Here is a 17253-nt window from a genome sequence, read left to right on the forward strand (position 1 = left end):
GAATGACGGCGCCGTGACGTTGGGGTGCAGGACGTGGGCCATCAGGAAGTTCTCCTGCGTCGTCGACGAATCCGAGACGCCCCACTCGTCTTCCATCCGACGGCGACATCGCGGGCGCGATCTACGCGGCGCGGGACACGTCCGAGGTCGACGTGCTGATGGGCATCGGGGGTACGCCCGAGGGCATCACCGCCGCCTGCGCCCTCAAGTGCATGGGCGGGGCGATGCAGGCCAAGCTCTGGCCGCGGGACGACGCGGAGCGGGAGAAGGCGCTGGCCGGCGGCCACGACCTCGACCGCGTGCTGCACACCGACGACCTGGTCTCCGGCGACAACGCGTTCTTCGTGGCCACGGGCGTGACCAGCGGCGACCTGCTGCGCGGCGTCCACTACCGGGCGGGCGGCGCGTACACCCAGTCGATCGTCATGCGCTCCAAGAGCGGCACGATCCGGATCATCGACTCCTACCACCAGCTGGAGAAGCTGGCGCTCTATTCGTCGGTCGACTTCGACGGCCGCCCGATCGCCGAGCAGCCGTAGCAGCCGGCGGTCAGCCGTTGTCCGACGAGTGACCCGGGAAGAGGTGGGCGGCCGGGTCGATGGCCACGGCGGCGTTGTTGACCGCCGTCGCGGCCTCCCCGAAGCCGGTCGCGATCAGTCGCACCTTGCCCGGGTATTCCGTGATGTCGCCGGCCGCGAAGACCCGCGACAGGTTGGTCGCCATCGTGCTGTCGACCTTGACGTGCCGCCGGTCCAGGTCGAGGCCCCAGTCCGCCAGCGGCCCGAGGTCCGCGGTGAAGCCGAGTGCGGCGACCACCGTGTCGACCGGGATCGTCTCCGTCTCGCCGCCCTTGACCACGATGTCGGCGTGGGTGACCGCGTCCTCACCGTGGATCTTGGCCACCTCCGCGTTGACCACGATCCGCACGCTCAGGTCCTGGACGCGGGCCACGGTCGCGGCGTGCGCCCGGAACCGGTCGCGGCGGTGCACCAGGGTGACCGACTTCGCCAGCGGTTCGAGGGCCAGCGCCCAGTCGAAGGCCGAGTCGCCGCCGCCGACGATCAGGACGTCCTGCCCCGCGAGGTCGGCCAGGTGCGGCACGAAGAAGACGATGCCCTTGCCGGCGAACGTCTCGGCGGCGGGCAGCGGGCGGGGCTTGAAGCTGCCCATGCCGCCCGTGATGATCACGGCGCCGCAGCGCAGCTGCTCGCCCGTCGAGAGTTCGAGGACCGGGTGGCCGTCGTCGTACGACAGGCGGTCGGCCCTGGTGTCCAGCACGTACTCGGGCCGGAACGGCGCCGCCTGCTCGACCAGGTTGGCGACCAGTTCGCGACCCTTGATGCTCGGGAAGCCACCGATGTCGTAGATCTGCTTCTCGGGGTACATCGCGGTGACCTGGCCGCCCGGCTCCGGCAGGTTGTCGATCAGCGCGACCGAGAGCCCCCGGAAGCCCGCGTAGTAGGCCGCGAACAGTCCCGACGGCCCCGCGCCGATGATCGCGACGTCGATTTCCCGCATGGCTCACCAATGCCCTTCAAGGCGACCTGTTCCGGTCGACATCGACGGTAGGCACAGCGGTGGCACACCGGCAAGGACCGCGCCGTGTCGCACCCCGATCCGGACGAACGGGACGCGTTGTCACCGGCGGAAGAGGATGGCGGCGACGGCGCCGCTGACGAACCCGAAGAGGTGGCCCTGCCACGAGATGCCCGGGTCGCCGGGCAGGAGGCCGAACAGCACCGACCAGTAGAGCAGGGCGACCAGCGCGACCACGCCGAAGTTCCACCAGGACCGCTCGACGACCCCGCGGGCCAGCAGCAGCCCGAAGTAGCCGAAGATCACCCCGCTGGCGCCGACCACGACCGTGCCGGGCTCGCCGACCAGCCAGACGCCCAGACCGCCGACGAGCATGATGAACGCGGTCGACCAGATGCCCCGCCGCCAGCCGGCGGTCATCACGAACGTGCCGAGCAGGAGCAGCGGGACGCTGTTGGCGTAGAGGTGCCCGAAGCCGTCGTGCAGCAGCGGGGAGAAGACGATGCCGTCGAGGCCGTAGACACTGCGCGGGATGATCCCGCCGCGCACGTCCAGCCCCAGCCGCAGCCAGTAGTCGAGGGCCTCGACCGCGAACAGCACCGGCACGACGGCGCACATCGTCACGAAGGCGCGCCCGACGGCGGCGTAGAACGGCTCGGTGCCGAAGCGCAGGCGATCAGGGTCGGTCGTCCAGAACTGGGACACGCACAAGGGTTACCAGGCGAGCAGCTTTCACGCCAAGCGTGACCGCAGCACCGCCAGGCCGACCGCGATGTCGTGGGAGAACGTGGACACCTGGCCGTACACGCCGGGGAAGTTCTTGCGGGCGCAGCCGTACCCCCAGCTCACGATCCCGATCTGCAGCCACGAGCCCGTCGCGTCGAGGCGCACCAGCGGGCCGCCCGAGTCGCCCTGGCACGAGTCCTTGCCGGTGCGGGCCGCGCAGATCATGTCGGAACCGACGATCTCCATCCCGATCTTGCCGTACTTGCGGTCGCAGGAGGAGTCCGAGACGTAGTCCACGTCGACCGCGCGCAGCTTGCGCTGCTGGGTGGCCGAGCCCTCCTTGGTGGAGCCCCAACCCATGACCGTGAACCGGCCCTGGTCGTACCGGGTGTCGGAGGCCAGCGTCACCGTCGGCAGGTCGAAGGGCTGGTCGAGGGCGATCAGCGCCCAGTCGTCGCCCTTGGTCGCGTCGCTGTAGCCGGGTGCCCGGTAGACCTGCGTGGAGCGGACCGTCTGCGCCCGCGAGGAGTCCAGGTCGACGGAGCCGCCGGTGATCCGCATCGAGGTGTCCGCGCCGCTGCCCTTGACGCAGTGGCCGGCGGTGAGCACGACCTGCGGTGCGACCAGCGTGCCGCCGCAGCCGACCGAGAGGCGCACCACCCACGGGTAGGTGCCCTCGTCGACCCGGCTGCCGCCGACGATCCGCTCGTGGCCGTCGTCGTCCGCCGCGAGGGCCGGCCCGGTCACCAGACCCAGGACCGCCGCCACAACCGTGACCAGGACCGCGCTCTGAACGCGAAACTCTCGCATGATTGAGACCCTAGAGGCCGCAAAAGCCGCAGAGGGCACGAACGCGAGTGTTCGTACCCTCTGCCTCAGCTTTCAGGTCAGTACCAGCCCTCGGCCTCCGAATGGGCCCAGGCGCCGCACGGGTCGTCGTACCGGCCCTCGATGTAGCCGAGCCCCCACTTGATCTGGGTGGCCGCACTGGTCTGCCAGTCGTCGCCGGCCGTCGCCATCTTGTTGCCGGGCTTGGCCTGCGGGATGCCGTAGGCGCCGGAGCCTTCGTTGAGCGCCTTCTCGTTCCAGCCGCTCTCCCGACTCCACAGCTTGTCCAGGCACGGGAACTGGTCGATCTTGAAGCCGTCGGCCAGCATCAGCGCGCAGCCGACCTTCCGGTTCCCGCTGTACTCGTTGCAGGACGCCGGGATCGGTCCGGTGTACGGCTTGGCCGGCGGGGGCTCCTCGGCCTTCTGCTCGCGCTTCTTGCGGCTGGCCTCCTCGGCCCGCTTGGCCCGCTCGGCCGCCGCCTTCGCCGCGGCGCGGGCCCGCTGTGCCGCGATCGCCTCCGCGTCGCGGCGCTGGGCCATCATCGACTCGTGGTCGAGGTGGTGCTCCTTGAGCACCACGTTTTCGGCCTGCTGGGCCTCCGCGGCGAACCGCGCATCGATCCCCTGCTCTTGGACCCTACGGTCGTGACCCAGGTAGTAGCCGCCGCCCACCCCCACCACGAGGATGCCGACCGCCAACGCCCGGACCCCGAACCGGCTCCACAGCCGAGTCACGAAGTCGTTCCCTTCGTCGGGGGCATGGACCCAGACACCATTGCGCACAGTGAGTCAGGAGGGAAATAGGGAGACCATTGTGTGACCTGGGTCACTGGGCAAATGCCATCGAGAACGGGCAAAACGCCGCACGACAAAAAAGTTTCCGTCACCCTGTCGATCCAGGGCGCCCCCGGACGACGCACGGGCAGAAGCGAGCCACCATCGAGGAGGATCAACCATGAAGGTCTGCACCGGCGCCAGCATGTCGCTCGACGGTTACGTCTCCGGCCCGGGCGAAACCGGGTTCGAGCACCTGTTCGCCTGGTACGGCAACGGCGACATCGAGATGCCCACCGGCAACCCGGAGATGACGTTCCGCCTGACCCAGGAGAGCTACGACCACCAGAAGGCGTTCACGAGCGAGCTCGGCGCGCTCGTGGTCGGCCGCAAGCTGTTCGACTTCACCAACGGCTGGGGCGGCAAGCACCCGCTGGAGGTGCCCACGGTCGTGCTCACCCACAACCCGCCGACGGGGTACGAGGACAACAAGTGGTTCGCGTTCGTCACCGACGGCATCGAGAGCGCGATCGCCAAGGCGCACGAGATCGGCGGCGGCCGGACGGTCGGGCTCAACTCCGGCACGATCGCGAGCCAGGCGCTGGACGCGGGGCTGCTGGACGAGGTCTGGGTCGACCTGGTGCCGGTGCTGCTGGGTGGCGGCACGCCGTTCTTCAGCGGGCTGGGCAGCGTGCCGGTCGAGCTGGAAGGACCCTTGGAGAGCGTCCAGGGCAACCGGGTCACCCACCTGCGCTACCGGGTCAAGAAGTAGGGCGGAAAGGGGCCCCCGTCGGGGGCCCCTACCGGCTCAGTTGGGGATGTCCTCCAGGAGGTCCGTGACCACCTCGGCGATCGCGGAGCGCTCCGAGCGGGTCAGCGTCACGTGCGCGAACAGTGGGTGCCCCTTGAGCGCCTCGATCACCGCGGTGACACCGTCGTGCCGCCCTACCCGCAGGTTGTCGCGCTGTGCGACGTCGTGGGTGAGCACCACCCGCGAGCCCTGGCCGATCCGCGACAGGACGGTGAGCAGCACGCCGCGCTCCAGCGACTGCGCCTCGTCGACGATGACGAACGCGTCGTGCAGGCTCCGGCCGCGGATGTGGGTCAGCGGCAGCACCTCGAGCATGCCGCGGGCGAGCACCTCTTCCCGGACGTTCTCGTGCACCACGGCGCCGAGCGTGTCGAAGACCGCCTGGGCCCACGGCGACATCTTCTCGGACTCGCTGCCCGGCAGGTAGCCCAGCTCCTGGCCGCCGACCGCGTACAGCGGGCGGAACACGATCACCTTCTTGTGCCGGCGGCGCTCCATGACCGCCTCCAGCCCCGCGCACAGCGCCAGCGCCGACTTGCCCGTGCCGGCCCGGCCGCCCAGCGAGACGATCCCGATCGACTCGTCGAGCAGCAGGTCGAGGGCGATCCGCTGCTCCGCCGAGCGGCCCCGCAGGCCGAACGCCTCCCGGTCGCCTCGGACCAGCCGGACCACCTTGTCCGGCAGGACCCGGGCCAGCGCCGAGCCCCGCGACGAGTGCAGGACCAGGCCCGTGTGGCACGGCAGCTCAGCCGTCGCGTCCAGGGCCAGGTCGGCGCCCGCGTAGAGCTCGTTGACCTCGTCGTCCGCCACCTCGATCTCGGCCATGCCCGTCCACGTCGGATCGCTGGCCTGCCCGTGCCGGTACTCGTCGGCGGCGAGACCGACCGCCGCCGCCTTCACCCGCAGGGGCATGTCCTTGCTGACCAGCGTGACCACGCGTCCCTCGGCGGCGAGGTTGAGGGCCACCGACAGGATCCGCGCGTCGTTGGACTCGTTGCGGAAGCCGGGCGGCAGCACACCGTCGTCGGAGTGGTTGAGCTCGACGCGCAGCGTGCCGCCGAGGTCGTTGGTAGGCACCGGCTGGTCGAGCCGGCCATGCTTGATCCGCAGTTCGTCGAGCATGCGCAGCGACTGCCGCGCGAACCAGCCGAGCTCGGGATGGTGCCGCTTGCCCTCCAGTTCGGTGATGACCACCAACGGGAGCACGACCTCGTGCTCGTCGAAGCGGCGGAAGGCCGCGGGGTCGGACAGCAGGACCGAGGTGTCCAGGACGTAGACGGGTTTCGGTGGCCCGTCCTCCTTCGCCGCGGACTTGCGCGCGCGGGTCGCGCGGCCGGTCGCGGGGGTGTCCTGGGTGGCCCGGGAAGTGGTGCGCTGAGTCGTCACAGGCCTGCTCCGGCGAGCGTGCACCCGGACCGCCCGCGTGTTCCGCCTCGTCCGGCGTGCCCGGGAGCACGGGGTCGGATGCAGGCCCCGTGGCGAAGTCGTCGCAGGTCCGGGCCGTCCGGCTGGCTTGGGATGACCCCTCGCCATGGCTAGACGCTAACCGGCGCAAGGCGTCCGGGGGAAGTACACGCCGAACTAAGGGGCCTTCGTTTACCGGGATTTCGCATACGCCTGACCAATGGGGTTGGCCGGCCCGGCGGGCGCTCGCCGGGCCGGCCACCGGCTACGACGCGCGCCCCTCACGCGTCGTCGCCGTTGGGATCAGGCCACCGGACTGGCCCGATCCCGGGGTGCGCGGACCGCCGGTCACAGGGCGGATCCGCGCTCGTGGGTGACCACTCACCCCGCGGGTTGGCTCGCGATCTCGCGTACCCCCACGGAGTGCCGTCCGCCGTCGGTTGTGGTCCCCACGAAGGAGGCGCTCAGATAGGTGGTTCCCGAACCGATCATGGTGGTCGGTACGTCGGATGCTGACCGTTGCCGCGGCTGCATCCGGAACGTGGCCGCCACCGTCTGCGTCTCCCGGCGCCGGCGGTTCCACGCGCCCCGGTCGCCGTCGTAATAGCCCTGCCGGTATCCACTGCGGTAGCTGAACCCACCGTGCAGCCGACCCGCCGCGTAGCTGGACGAGCCGAGCAACAGCACGAGGAAGATCGCGAAGTACACCGTCATCGGTACGTGCTGCCCCTCACCGCTCGTCCGGATAGCGTGGGGCGCGGTCGACCTGCGGCCGGCCGGCCAGGAGGTGGTCGATGTCGTCGACACCGACCTCCTCGACGAGCTCGACGGCCACCCGGCACCGGTCGATGACGACTTCGGCGACAGAGGTGCGGCGCACCTCGCTGCCCGTGTCGTAGACGCGGATCCGCAGGTCCGGACAGCCGAGGTGGATACGCCACGCATCCCACTCGGCCATGTCCGCGACCTGCAGCGACACGTACCGCGCCCCGCGGGCGAGGTAGAGCCGCCATGGCGCGGTAATGCCGGCCGCGACGCCTGCCGCGATCAGCCCGAACGCCTGCTCACGGGTGGCCAGCTCGCTCACCGCTCCAGCTCCCGCGCTGTCACATCAAGATGACGCCTTACGGCACGCATTGTCTCGTTCACGTGACACACCGTAAGGCGTCTCGCGCGCGTGACAGCATCGGCTTTTCGGGCGATTAGCGCGGAACCTGTGTCGGCCTAGTCTGACCACGTGACGCCCGCCGAAAAGCCGTCCCGATCGTTTACCGGCGATCACTTCGGACCGTCCCGCACGCGATACACCCCTGCCGTGTCCGCCGGGAAGATCGAGAACTGGCCTTACCTTCACCCAGTGCCGGAGCCCTCCCCCGGACGCAAAATCGCGTTCGCCGCTTTCGTCCGCAAGGCGCTGGACGACGCGCGGAGCACTCGCGCCTGGAGCGGCTCCGAGGTGTCCCGGCGCACGGGCGTGTCCCGCCAGACCATCAACCGCTGGGTCCGCGCGAACTGGTCCAGCGATCCCGAGGCGGAGCGGGTGGTCGCGTTCTGCACCGGCCTGGGCCTCAATCCGTCGGTCGCGTTCGGCGTGCTCGGCTGGGACACCGGAGCTCCGGGCCGGCCCGCTCCCGCCGCGCCGCCGATGGATCCCGACGTCGAGGCGCTGCTGCGCCGGCTCGTCGACCCCAACGTCTCCGACGCCGAGAAGTTCCACATTCGAGAAACGATTCGCTATCTCGCGTACCGGCCGCTGCTGCCGTCCGATCGCCCGACCAGACGCGGAAAGGCGGTCTAGAACCGGCCTCGTTACGCAAATGGTGAAAGAACCACTACAGCAAGTGGCGAATGGCACGATCTTTACCTTCGTGGCGCAGTAACCTGCGCCCTTGTACTGCTTGGGCTCGGGTCGGGTGGGGAGCACCGGGAGGTCAGCCAAGCCCTGCGGGACAAGGAGGAGGGGTCTATCTATGGCCCTGAAATGGGGGGCGGTCGTCGTCGCGGTCGTCTCTGTAACGTTGTTCGCGAGTTCCAACATCATTGTCGGACTGTTGGACGAGAGAGATCTTCCGGTCGCCTTCAACATGGCGACCATAGCGGCCGCGTCGGTTGGCGTCGTCGTGGCCGTGCTCGCTGAGATGTACAACCGGGTCACCGTTCGGCTGAACGCGCTCACTGAGTTCGTGGCGGCACGGCTCAACGAGGTCGACGCGCACGCGGGCGACCGGAACGCCGGTTTTGTCGAGGGCTACATGCTCAGCCACGGCGAGGAGGCGGGTGCCATCGTCCCGTTCGCTAGTCGTTCGGCGCGCCGGAGCGCGTACGACGACTGAGGACCACAACCGAATAGCGATCTCCTGTCAACCGGTTGATCCGTCTGCTCCGGCGCCCACCCGCAGCCGGTAGGCTCTCCCCTGTGCGGGGGTCAGACCAGGGCCACGGGCGCGACGACCGCCCGCTGAGTGCGGCGAGCGCATGGCGCTCGACCGCCGACCGGGCCGATGAGTGCGTGCTCTTCTTCGACTTCGATGGCACCTTGGCGCCGGTCGAGGACGATCCGACCGCGGTCCGCCCGGTGCCTCGCGCGCTGGCTGCGATCTCAGCGCTCACGGCGGTGGTCCGCCGGGTGGCGATCGTCTCCGCCCGGCCCGTCGACTTTCTCCGCGACCGGTTCCACGGTGCGGCGGACGTCGACCTCTACGGGCTCTACGGGCTGGAGCACAGCCACGGCGCCGGCCCGACGGTCACCGAGCCGGCCGCGCTGCCCTGGGTGCCCGCGATGGCCGACCTGGCCGAGCGGGCGCGCGCCGAGCTGCCCGCCGGCGTCCTCGTCGAATACAAGCGTTTGTCGGTCGCGCTGCACTACCGCACCGCGCCGGAGCTGGCGGGCGAGGTCGAGCGCTGGGGCGGTGCCGAGGCCGAACGGCTCGGCCTCAAGGTGCAGGCCGGTCGCATGGTGCTCGAGCTCAAGCCGCCGGTCGACCGCGACAAGGGCCTGGTGATCGGCGAGGCGGTCGCCTCGGCCGGCTGCGCCTGGTACTTCGGCGACGACGTCTCCGACCTCAAGGCCTTCGCCGCGCTGCGCGACCGCGAGGAACGCGACCCGTCGTTCTTCGGCGTCTGCGTCGCGGTGGCCAACCCGGAGACCGGCCAGGCCGTCGCCGGCGCCGCCGACCTGACGTTCGACTCCCCTGAGGCGCTCGGCGACTTCCTCGACGAGGCCGTCGCCTCGATGCGCTAGGCCCGGGCCTAGGCCGCCCAGCGGGCGCAGGCGGTGTTCAGCAGGCTCGTGTAGGCGCGGAGATCGGGTTGGCCCGGGCGCCAGGAGTCGATCTCGTCGGCCAGTGTGGTCAGGGCGGCGGTGAGCTTGGGGTCGCGCGCCTCCTTGGCCCGCTCGCGCACGAAGCCCGACCACTTCTTTCCGATCATCGCCTTGTCGGCCTGTGCCGCGTTCTCGTACGAGCGCGAGTAGTCGTTGGTGGCCGTGCGCACCCGGCCGCAGACGTTGCGGTCCTGTGGCGGCGTCATCTCGGTGCCCGGCACGCTCGTGGCCGTGGGCGTCGCGGCCGGAGCCCCCGACGGGCCGGCCGGGGCGGCGCTGCTGCTGCCCGGCGTGGTGCCGCGGGGTGCCGCCTGGCGGTCCACCGTGGACGTGCAGCCGAGCGCCAGCGCCCCGGCGGCGATCACGAGCCCGACCTGGAAGACGCCGCGCAGCCTCATGCGAGGAAGTGTGCCGTGCGGCATCGACGGCCGCCACCCTCGCTGGTCAGGACGGCCGGCGGAACGCGCCGAACCACTCGTTGGCAGCCAGCTCCCGGGCGGCCGCCGGGTCCTCCTCCGCCGGCCGGTTGGCGACCTGGTCGGCGATCACCCGCATGCCGCCCCAGATCATCACTCGGCTGGCGGTCGCCGCGTTGAGGCCCGCCGGCGCCCGGCCCGCCTCCTGCTCCGCGGTCAGCAGGCGCTGCGCGTTGGCGATGAACATGCCGAGCTGGGCCTCCCAGAACTCGCCGATCGTGCGGTCGTAGCCCGCCACCTCGAGCACGGCGGCCAGCACGTGCCGGCGGTCGCGGTAGAACCGGATCACCTCGAGCAGCGTCTCGGCCAGCTCGTCCAGCGCCGTCGGGCCCGCCGGCGACCAGGTGCCGACCATGCCGTAGGCCACGTCGCCGAGCGTGGCGGCCAGCCGCAGCAGCAGCTCGGTCTTGTCGCGGAAGTAGAGGTAGAACGTCGACCGGGCGACGCCGGCCTCGGCCGCGATGCGCTGGACGCCCAGCTCGGTGAAGCGCGCTCCACCCGCGAGCAGCCGCTCGGTGGCGGCCAGGACGTCCGCCTCCACGGCGGCGCGCCGGCTGGGGTCGGCCGCCGGCCGGCGGGTGATCGAGGCCACCGTCCGATCTTAGGTGCCGCGTGTATGGTCGCGTCGGACAAGGTGTCCGACAACATGTCCGACGGGAGAACAGCGTGGTAACCGAGGGTTTGGCGTGGCGGTTGACGGCTTTTGGGGACCCGCGGGAGGGTGTCCGCCGGGAACGGCTGGCCTATGCCGCCCCGCCCGCGGGTGAGGTGCTGGTGAAGGTGCGCACGGCCGGCGCCGGCTACCCCGACGCGATGATGGCCGCCGGGGCGTTCCCGCTGCTCGGCGCTCCGCCGTTCGGGCTCGGCGAGGAGGTCTGCGGCGACGTGGTCGCGGTCGGGCCCGGCTCGCGCTTCGCGGTCGGCGACCGGATCCTGGGCATCACGGCGTTCCTGCGGGGCTGGGGCGGCTATGCCGAGTACGCGTACGTCCGGGACGGCTCGGCCATCCGGGTCCCGTCCCCGCTGACCGACGAGCAGGCGGGCGGCTTCCCGATCGCCTACCGGACGGCGTACGCCGGTCTGGTCGAGCGCGCGGGCCTGACGGCCGGGGAGCAGGTGGTCGTCCTCGGCGGCGCGGGCAGTTCCGGTGTCGCCGCGATCCAGCTCGCGAAGGCCCTCGGCGCGACCGTGACCGCGGTCGCCGGCAGCCCGGAGAAGCTGGAGTTCGCCCGGTCGGTCGGCGCGGACCAGGCGGTCAGCTACCGGGGCACCGACCTGGAGAAGGAGATCCGCGAGGCCACCGGCGGCCACGGCGCGGACCTGATCTTCGACGTCGTGGGCGGCGAGACCGCCGGCATCGCGGTGAAGACGCTGGCCCGCCACGGCCGGATCGCGATCGTCGGCTTCGCCTCGGGCGTGCCGGTCACCCTCGACCCGGTCGACATGCTCCTGCGCAACTACACGGCGGTCGGCGTGCTGGCCGACGCGCACACGCCGGCTGGCGAGGAGGCCGCGTGGGGTCGCCTCGCGGCACTCGCGGAGGAGGGCAAGCTCGCGACGCCGGTGGGCACGGTCTGGTCGTTCGACGACGTGCCGGCGATGATCGCGCAGCAGACCACCCCGCCGCCCGGCAAGTCGGTGGTCCGGGTCGCGAGCTGAGGAAGGCTATGCGCCGTAGCGGCGTTGGCGGCTGGCGTAGGAGCGCAGCGCGCGGAGGAAGTCGACGCGGCGGAAGTCCGGCCAGTTGGCGTCGCAGAAGTAGAACTCCGAGTGCGCCGACTGCCAGAGCAGGAAGCCCGACAGGCGCTGCTCGCCGCTGGTGCGGATGACGAGGTCCGGGTCCGGCTGGCCGCGGGTGTAGAGGTGCTCGGCGATGTGGTCCACGTCGAGCACCTCGGCCAGCTCCTCGAGCGTGCCGCCGCGGGACGCGTGCTCCTGGAGCAGCGAGCGGACCGCGTCGGCGATCTCCCGCCGGCCGCCGTAGCCCACCGCGATGTTGACCTCCGCGCCGCCGGCCCGGTCGCGGGTGCGCTCCTGCGCCGCCTTGAGCGCGGCGGCGGTCTGCGCGGGCAGCAGGTCCAGGGCGCCGACGATGCGCAACCGCCAGGGGTTCCCGTCCTCGGCGAGCTCGACCACCAGGTCCTCGATGATCTGCAGCAGCGGGTCGAGCTCGGCCGCCGGGCGGCGCAGGTTGTCGGTGGCCAGCAGGTAGAGCGTGACGTGCTCGATGCCCGCCTGGTCACACCAGCCCAGCAGGTGCTTGATCTTCGCCGCACCGACCCGGTGGCCGTCGTTGGGGTCGACGTAACCCATCTCTTTCGCCCACCGGCGGTTGCCGTCGCACATCACCCCGACGTGCCGGGGCACGGGCCGGCCGGCCAGCCGTGAGGTCAGCCGCCGCTCGTAGATCGAATAGACGAGATCACGCAGATTCATCACTTGCAGACTAGCGACCTCCGCCATAGACGAACGGACGAGCTTGTTGTGTCCGAACGGTCAACTCCCGGGCAATGCGGCCCAGCGTACGGGGCTGCAACAACCCGTCACCAAGACCCAGCTCGACGATCGAGTCGAAGACCCGGCGGTCGTTCCCGGCGGCCCGCACCGCGGCCTGGATCACCGCCGGCGTGCGGGCCAGCCAGGCCGCCGCCGCACTGTGGCGCAGGTGCCGGCCGAGCCGCCGGCGCAGCGCGACGGCGTACTCCCGGGCCGCGTGTGCGGGCGCGACCGCGGCCGCGTGCCCGGCCAGCGAGCCGGACAGCACCGCGTAGAAGATGCCCTCACCGGTGAACGGGTTGATCAACGACTGCGCGTCGCCGACCAGCAGCACCCGGCCGCCGCCGTGGCGGGGCTGCCGGGTCGACAGCGGCAGGTGGTGGGCGCGCAGCCGGGTGACGTCGGCGAGATCGATCTCGGGCAGCAGCTCGGCCATCCGGGCGAGCAGGTGCGCGCGGCTGAGCGGTCGACCCCGCATCACCTCGCCGTAGCCGACGTTCGCCGTGCCGTCGCCGATCGGGAACGCCCAGGCGTAGGCGGGCCACCGCGGCCCCGAGGTGACGATCCGCTGATCGGTCAGCCCCGGGAAGTCGACGTAGCCGCGCATCGCGACGGCCAGGTGCCGGCCGCGGTTGGCCGGGTGGCCGAGCGCCCGGCGGACGACCGAGCCCGCACCGTCGGCACCGATCACGACCTTCGCCGCGTACGTCTCGTCGACCACCACCCGATCGGCCTCGACCCGCACCTCGCGGACCGTGTGCCGGCGCAGCTCCGCCCCGGCGCCGACGGCCGCGTCGACGATCCGCGCGTCCAGCACGTACCGCGGGATCGTGTAGTCGGGCCGGCGCAGCTCACCGCCCGCCCGGCCGTTGGGCGTCTCGAGGCTCAGCGAGAGCACCGGCGCGAAGCCCGCCGCGACGTCCTCGACGCCGAGCGCGCCCAGCACGTCGAGCACGTGCGGCGCGATGCCGTCGCCGCAGGTCTTGTCGCGCGGGAAGCTGACGCGGTCGAGCAGCAGCACGCTGGCCCCGGCCCGCCGCGCCGCCACCGCCGCCGTGGCACCGGCCGGGCCGGCGCCGACGACGAGCACGTCGTAATCGATCATCACGGAACCGTATCCGGGATCGGAGCCTCCGCGCGCGTCGGCGACACGCGCACACCGGCCGCGCCCCGCGACCGGGCGACACCCCAGACCGCGACCGCCCCGGCGACCAGCAGCGGTCCGCCGTCGCGGACCAGCCCGTCGAGGCCGAGCAGGAGATAACAGAGCGGCAGGTCGACCGCGAGCACCACGAGCGTGACGACGACCAGCGCGACCCGCGCCCAGCCACGGTCGCGGACCAGGAAGATCGCGATCGGCAGCAGCACGTTGCCGATGACCACCGCGAACGCCAGCCAGCCGAGGGCGATCGGCACCCGGCGCAGGCCGCCTTCGCCGAGGGCGACCAGCGCGGGCACGGTGATCAGCGCCGGATAGGTGAACGCGGCGACCCGGGCGGTCAGCGTCCACCCGGCGACCGGCGGGCGCCGCGGCACGCCCTCCTGCCAGCCGATGCCGCGCCGGTCGAGGACCAGCCGGTTGGGATGGCGCACCAGGTGCGCGCCGACGGTCGGCGCGCGGTAGAGCAGCACGACCACCGCGAGGCACAGCGCGGTCAGCAGCGCGAAGCCGAGCGCACCCGGCAGCGGCGGCACGCCGGACCGGGGCACGATCAGCCGGCCGACGGCGAACACGGTGGTGACGGCGAGGATCAGGCCGAGGGGCCGGGCGCCGGCCCGGCCGCGCCGCACGTGCCAGACCAGGATCAGGAAGCCGAGCGACCGCAGTGCGGCCCAGCCGGTGCGCACCGCGAGGCCGAAGCCGGGATCGGGCGCGTAGAACAGGTTGAGCAGCTCGACCGCGACGGTGGCGGCGGCCGTCGCGTAGAGGAGCGCGACCAACGCGCGCACCGTCTGGGGCATGCCGTGAGTGTAGGGAGGCCCGCCACTGCGGGCCTCCCGAGCGAAAAACTAGGTAAGCCGGGCCTTCAGCGCGTCGAGCTCGGCCCAGAGCACGCCGGGCAGCTTGTCGCCGAACTTCTCGAACCATTCGGTGACCTGCGGGATCTCGGCCCGCCACTCGTCGGCGTCGACGCGCAACGCGGCCGCGATCGCGGTCGGGTCGACGTCGAGGCCGGACAGGTCGAGCGCGTCGACGGTCGGCACGTGGCCGATCGCCGTCTCCACGGCCGCCGCGCGACCGTCGATCCGCTCGACGATCCACTTGAGAACCCGGGAGTTCTCGCCGAAGCCCGGCCACAGGAAGCCGCCGTCCGCGTCGCGGCGGAACCAGTTGACGTAGAAGATCTTCGGCAGCTTGTCGGCGTCCGCGCCGGCACCCTTGCCCATCTCGATCCAGTGCGCGAAGTAGTCGCCGGCGTTGTAGCCGATGAAGGGCAGCATCGCCATCGGGTCGCGCCGCACGACGCCGACCTGGCCGGCCGCGGCCGCGGTGGTCTCCGACGAGAGCGTCGCGCCCAGGTAGACGCCGTGCACCCAGTCGCGCGCCTCGGTCACCAGCGGGATCGTCGTCTTGCGTCGACCGCCGAACAGGATCGCGTCGATCGGCACGCCCTGCGGGTCGGTGTACTCCGGCGCGATGATCGGGCACTGCTCGATCGGCGTGCAGAACCGGCTGTTCGGGTGGGACGACAGCTCGCCGCCCTCCGGCGTCCAGGAGTTGCCCTTCCAGTCGGTCAGGTGCGCGGGCGGCTCGCCCATGCCCTCCCACCAGATGTCGCCGTCGTCGGTCAGCGCGACGTTGGTGAAGACCGAGTTGCCGCGGGCGAGCGTACGCATCGCGTTGGGGTTGGTCTTGTAGTCCGTGCCCGGCGCGACGCCGAACAGGCCGAACTCGGGGTTGACCGCGTAGAGGCGGCCGTCCTGGCCGAACCGCATCCAGGCGATGTCGTCGCCGATCGTCTCGACCTTCCAGCCGGGGATCGTCGGCTCGAGCATCGCGAGGTTCGTCTTGCCGCACGCCGACGGGAACGCGCCGGCGACGTACTTGACCACGCCCTCGGGCGACGTCAGCTTCATGATGAGCATGTGCTCGGCGAGCCAGCCCTCGTCCCGCGCCATGACGCTGGCGATTCGCAACGAGTAGCACTTCTTGCCAAGGAGCGAATTGCCGCCGTAGCCGGAGCCGTACGACCAGATCTCCCGGGTCTCCGGGAAGTGCGAGATGTACTTGGTCTCGTTGCAGGGCCAGGGCACGTCCTGCTCACCCGGTGCGAGCGGGGCGCCGAGCGAGTGCAGCGCCGGCACGAAGTCGGCGTCGTCGCCCATCGCCCGCAGCACCGTGGTGCCCATCCGGGTCATGATGCGCATCGAGGCGACCACGTACGCGCTGTCGGTGATCTCGACGCCGAACATCGGGTTCGCGGCCTCGATCGGGCCCATGCAGAACGGGATGACGTACATCGTCCGGCCGCGCATGCAACCGCGGTAGAGGTCTGTCATCTCCCGCTTCATCTGGTCGGGCGCCATCCAGTTGTTGGTGGGCCCGGCGTCGGCCTCGTCGACCGAGCAGATGAACGTGCGCTCCTCGACCCGTGCGACGTCGGTCGGGTCGGTGCGCGCCCAGAACGAGTTGGGGCGTTTCGTCTGATTGAGACGGACGAGCGTGCCGGCCTCGACGAGCTCGTCGGTCAGCCGGGTCCACTCCTGTTCGGACCCGTCGACCCACACCACGCGATCGGGTGTCGTGAGCTCGGCAACCTCCTTCACCCAGGCGAGGAGGCGCGGGTGCGAAGTCGGTGCTTCGTCGGCGCCGGGAAGGGTGGCCGGGACTGTCATGGTGAACTCCTCATGGTCGACGCTGACCTATGGGTGCACGAACGAGGGCGGGCTCACGCCACGCCGGTGCATCTCGGGGTTCAACTCAGACTAAACCGAAGGAGCGTTCAGGGCAGCGCGGCCGGTTGTGAAAATCTGCACAAGGGACGGTGGGTTTGGAATCCACCGCTGGAAACCGCGCTCTCCCACGCAGATTCGCGCACGGGCGCCTCACACGGGTCACCGCCCGGCCCGCTGCGGACCCACCCATCGGCGCCCCGGGCTGCCAAAACGCCTCTTCCCTCACGCTACGGAGTGACCTACGCTTTTCCTCATAACGAGGGTTTTCTCCCTCACGTTCCCTATAGGCATTTCCGCCCCATTCCTCCCCCTGGAGGCGGCATGACCAGCCCCACGACAACCGACCTACGACCGGAACCCAGCGACGGCGACGACGAACCATCCGATGCGGACCTGGTCGCCGCCGTCCGCTCCGGGGACACCGGCGCTTTCGGCACCCTCTATGTCCGGCACGCGAGCGGCGTACGCCGGCTCGCCGGCACCCTGGTCCGGGACCGGGCCGACGCGGACGACCTCGTCGCGGAGACCTTCGCCAAGGTGCTCGCCCTGCTCCGGGACGGCCGCGGGCCCGCACGCGCGTTCCGGCCCTACCTCTACACGACCCTGCGGCACCTGCGGTACGACCGGCTCCGCGCCGAGCAGCGGGTCGAGTTCACCGACGACCTGAGCCGGTACGAGGCCGGCGTGCCGTTCGCCGACCCGACGGTGGCCCAGCTCGACCGGCTCTACGCGGCCCGGGCCTTCGCCCGGCTTCCCGAGCGCTGGCGGGCGGTGCTCTGGCACACCGCCGTGCAGGGTGAGTCGCCGGCCCAGGTGGCCGGGCGGCTCGGCCTGACGCCCGGCGGGGTCGCGGCGCTCGCCTTCCGCGCCCGGGAGCGCCTACGGCAGATCTACCTGCAGGAGCAGATCGGAAGAGCGGCGGGTAGGGAAAGAGTGTAATGGACGAGGGGTAGATCTCGGGGGGCGGCGTAGACGTAAACA

Annotated in this window: 19 protein-coding genes and 1 pseudogene; 7 read left to right on the plus strand and 13 right to left on the minus strand. The window is 71.3% G+C overall.

All coding sequences use genetic code 11. The features are described 5' to 3' along the window. Nucleotides 1–95: 95 nt before the first annotated feature. Nucleotides 96–539 (plus strand): annotated as a pseudogene (locus tag AB0H87_RS23085) (fructose-bisphosphatase class II); the annotation flags it as partial. 10 nt (nucleotides 540–549) lie between these two features. On the opposite strand, the gene AB0H87_RS23090 reads toward AB0H87_RS23085, so the two are convergent. The 4 genes from AB0H87_RS23090 to AB0H87_RS23105 all read right to left on the minus strand — a co-directional run bounded on the left by AB0H87_RS23090 (nucleotide 550) and on the right by AB0H87_RS23105 (nucleotide 3827). Beyond that, nucleotides 550–1518, minus strand: coding sequence for an NAD(P)/FAD-dependent oxidoreductase (locus AB0H87_RS23090; RefSeq protein ID WP_360149088.1), 969 nt, complete (start codon nucleotides 1516–1518; stop codon nucleotides 550–552). Between the two features lie 120 nt (nucleotides 1519–1638). After that, nucleotides 1639–2241 (minus strand): rhomboid family intramembrane serine protease, encoded by a 603-nt coding sequence (locus AB0H87_RS23095; RefSeq protein WP_360149091.1) that lies wholly within the window; start codon nucleotides 2239–2241, stop codon nucleotides 1639–1641. Nucleotides 2242–2268: 27 nt separating this feature from the next. After that, nucleotides 2269–3072, minus strand: coding sequence for a serine protease (locus AB0H87_RS23100; RefSeq protein WP_360149094.1), 804 nt, complete (start codon nucleotides 3070–3072; stop codon nucleotides 2269–2271). Between the two features lie 77 nt (nucleotides 3073–3149). Continuing rightward, nucleotides 3150–3827 carry a lytic transglycosylase domain-containing protein gene (locus AB0H87_RS23105; RefSeq protein WP_360149097.1) on the minus strand — a complete coding sequence of 226 codons (678 nt, stop codon included), beginning with the start codon at nucleotides 3825–3827 and terminating at the stop codon, nucleotides 3150–3152. A gap of 220 nt (nucleotides 3828–4047) precedes the next feature. Here AB0H87_RS23105 and AB0H87_RS23110 point away from each other — a divergent pair, with 220 nt between their 5' ends. Continuing rightward, nucleotides 4048–4638: a dihydrofolate reductase family protein gene (locus AB0H87_RS23110; protein ID WP_360149100.1), complete on the plus strand. Its 591-nt coding sequence runs from the start codon at nucleotides 4048–4050 to the stop codon at nucleotides 4636–4638. 36 nt (nucleotides 4639–4674) lie between these two features. Here AB0H87_RS23110 and AB0H87_RS23115 read toward each other — a convergent pair whose 3' ends face one another. The 3 genes from AB0H87_RS23115 to AB0H87_RS23125 form a co-directional block, all read right to left on the minus strand. Beyond that, nucleotides 4675–6063, minus strand: a complete 1389-nt coding sequence (locus AB0H87_RS23115) for a PhoH family protein (protein ID WP_360149103.1) — start codon at nucleotides 6061–6063, stop codon at nucleotides 4675–4677. A 399-nt stretch (nucleotides 6064–6462) separates the two neighbouring features. Next, a complete protein-coding gene (locus AB0H87_RS23120) occupies nucleotides 6463–6795 on the minus strand; it encodes a hypothetical protein (protein WP_360149106.1) in 333 nt (110 codons plus the stop codon). 16 nt (nucleotides 6796–6811) lie between these two features. After that, nucleotides 6812–7168, minus strand: a complete 357-nt coding sequence (locus tag AB0H87_RS23125) for a hypothetical protein (RefSeq protein ID WP_360149109.1) — start codon at nucleotides 7166–7168, stop codon at nucleotides 6812–6814. Between the two features lie 270 nt (nucleotides 7169–7438). Here AB0H87_RS23125 and AB0H87_RS23130 point away from each other — a divergent pair, with 270 nt between their 5' ends. From AB0H87_RS23130 to otsB, 3 genes are all read left to right on the plus strand, one after another. Then, nucleotides 7439–7879 carry a helix-turn-helix transcriptional regulator gene (locus tag AB0H87_RS23130; RefSeq protein WP_360149142.1) on the plus strand — a complete coding sequence of 147 codons (441 nt, stop codon included), beginning with the start codon at nucleotides 7439–7441 and terminating at the stop codon, nucleotides 7877–7879. A gap of 172 nt (nucleotides 7880–8051) precedes the next feature. After that, nucleotides 8052–8414, plus strand: coding sequence for a hypothetical protein (locus AB0H87_RS23135; protein ID WP_360149112.1), 363 nt, complete (start codon nucleotides 8052–8054; stop codon nucleotides 8412–8414). Between the two features lie 83 nt (nucleotides 8415–8497). Next, complete coding sequence (otsB, locus tag AB0H87_RS23140) at nucleotides 8498–9322, plus strand: trehalose-phosphatase (protein WP_360149115.1); 825 nt, start codon at nucleotides 8498–8500, stop codon at nucleotides 9320–9322. 8 nt (nucleotides 9323–9330) lie between these two features. Here the strand turns inward: otsB and AB0H87_RS23145 are convergent, their stop codons facing one another. Both AB0H87_RS23145 and AB0H87_RS23150 read right to left on the minus strand, forming a co-directional pair. Further along, entirely contained in the window at nucleotides 9331–9801 is a 471-nt protein-coding gene (locus AB0H87_RS23145; protein WP_360149118.1) for a hypothetical protein, read from the minus strand. Nucleotides 9802–9847: 46 nt separating this feature from the next. Beyond that, nucleotides 9848–10471 (minus strand): helix-turn-helix domain-containing protein, encoded by a 624-nt coding sequence (locus tag AB0H87_RS23150; protein ID WP_360149121.1) that lies wholly within the window; start codon nucleotides 10469–10471, stop codon nucleotides 9848–9850. A 101-nt stretch (nucleotides 10472–10572) separates the two neighbouring features. On the opposite strand from AB0H87_RS23150, the gene AB0H87_RS23155 reads away from it, so the two are divergent. Beyond that, the gene (locus tag AB0H87_RS23155) at nucleotides 10573–11538 is read left to right on the plus strand and encodes a zinc-binding dehydrogenase (protein ID WP_360149124.1); all 966 of its coding nucleotides are present in this window, start codon (nucleotides 10573–10575) and stop codon (nucleotides 11536–11538) included. 6 nt (nucleotides 11539–11544) lie between these two features. Here the strand turns inward: AB0H87_RS23155 and AB0H87_RS23160 are convergent, their stop codons facing one another. From AB0H87_RS23160 to AB0H87_RS23175, 4 genes are read right to left on the minus strand one after another with little or no spacing between them, the layout of a single operon-like run. Further along, nucleotides 11545–12315, minus strand: a complete 771-nt coding sequence (locus AB0H87_RS23160) for an isoprenyl transferase (protein ID WP_360149127.1) — start codon at nucleotides 12313–12315, stop codon at nucleotides 11545–11547. A gap of 10 nt (nucleotides 12316–12325) precedes the next feature. Then, the gene (locus AB0H87_RS23165; RefSeq protein ID WP_360149130.1) at nucleotides 12326–13480 is read right to left on the minus strand and encodes a geranylgeranyl reductase family protein; all 1155 of its coding nucleotides are present in this window, start codon (nucleotides 13478–13480) and stop codon (nucleotides 12326–12328) included. Then, a complete protein-coding gene (locus AB0H87_RS23170; RefSeq protein ID WP_360149133.1) occupies nucleotides 13480–14337 on the minus strand; it encodes a hypothetical protein in 858 nt (285 codons plus the stop codon). Before AB0H87_RS23170 ends, AB0H87_RS23165 begins: the two co-directional genes overlap by 1 nt. A gap of 48 nt (nucleotides 14338–14385) precedes the next feature. Then, nucleotides 14386–16212 (minus strand): phosphoenolpyruvate carboxykinase (GTP), encoded by a 1827-nt coding sequence (locus tag AB0H87_RS23175; protein WP_360149136.1) that lies wholly within the window; start codon nucleotides 16210–16212, stop codon nucleotides 14386–14388. Nucleotides 16213–16593: 381 nt separating this feature from the next. Between AB0H87_RS23175 and AB0H87_RS23180 the strand changes: the two genes are divergently transcribed. After that, nucleotides 16594–17211, plus strand: coding sequence for a sigma-70 family RNA polymerase sigma factor (locus AB0H87_RS23180; RefSeq protein WP_360149139.1), 618 nt, complete (start codon nucleotides 16594–16596; stop codon nucleotides 17209–17211). The last annotated feature ends 42 nt before the right edge of the window (nucleotides 17212–17253 follow it).

The sequence above is a fragment of the Asanoa sp. NPDC050611 genome, from assembly GCF_040654855.1.
Classification (GTDB): domain Bacteria; phylum Actinomycetota; class Actinomycetes; order Mycobacteriales; family Micromonosporaceae; genus Asanoa.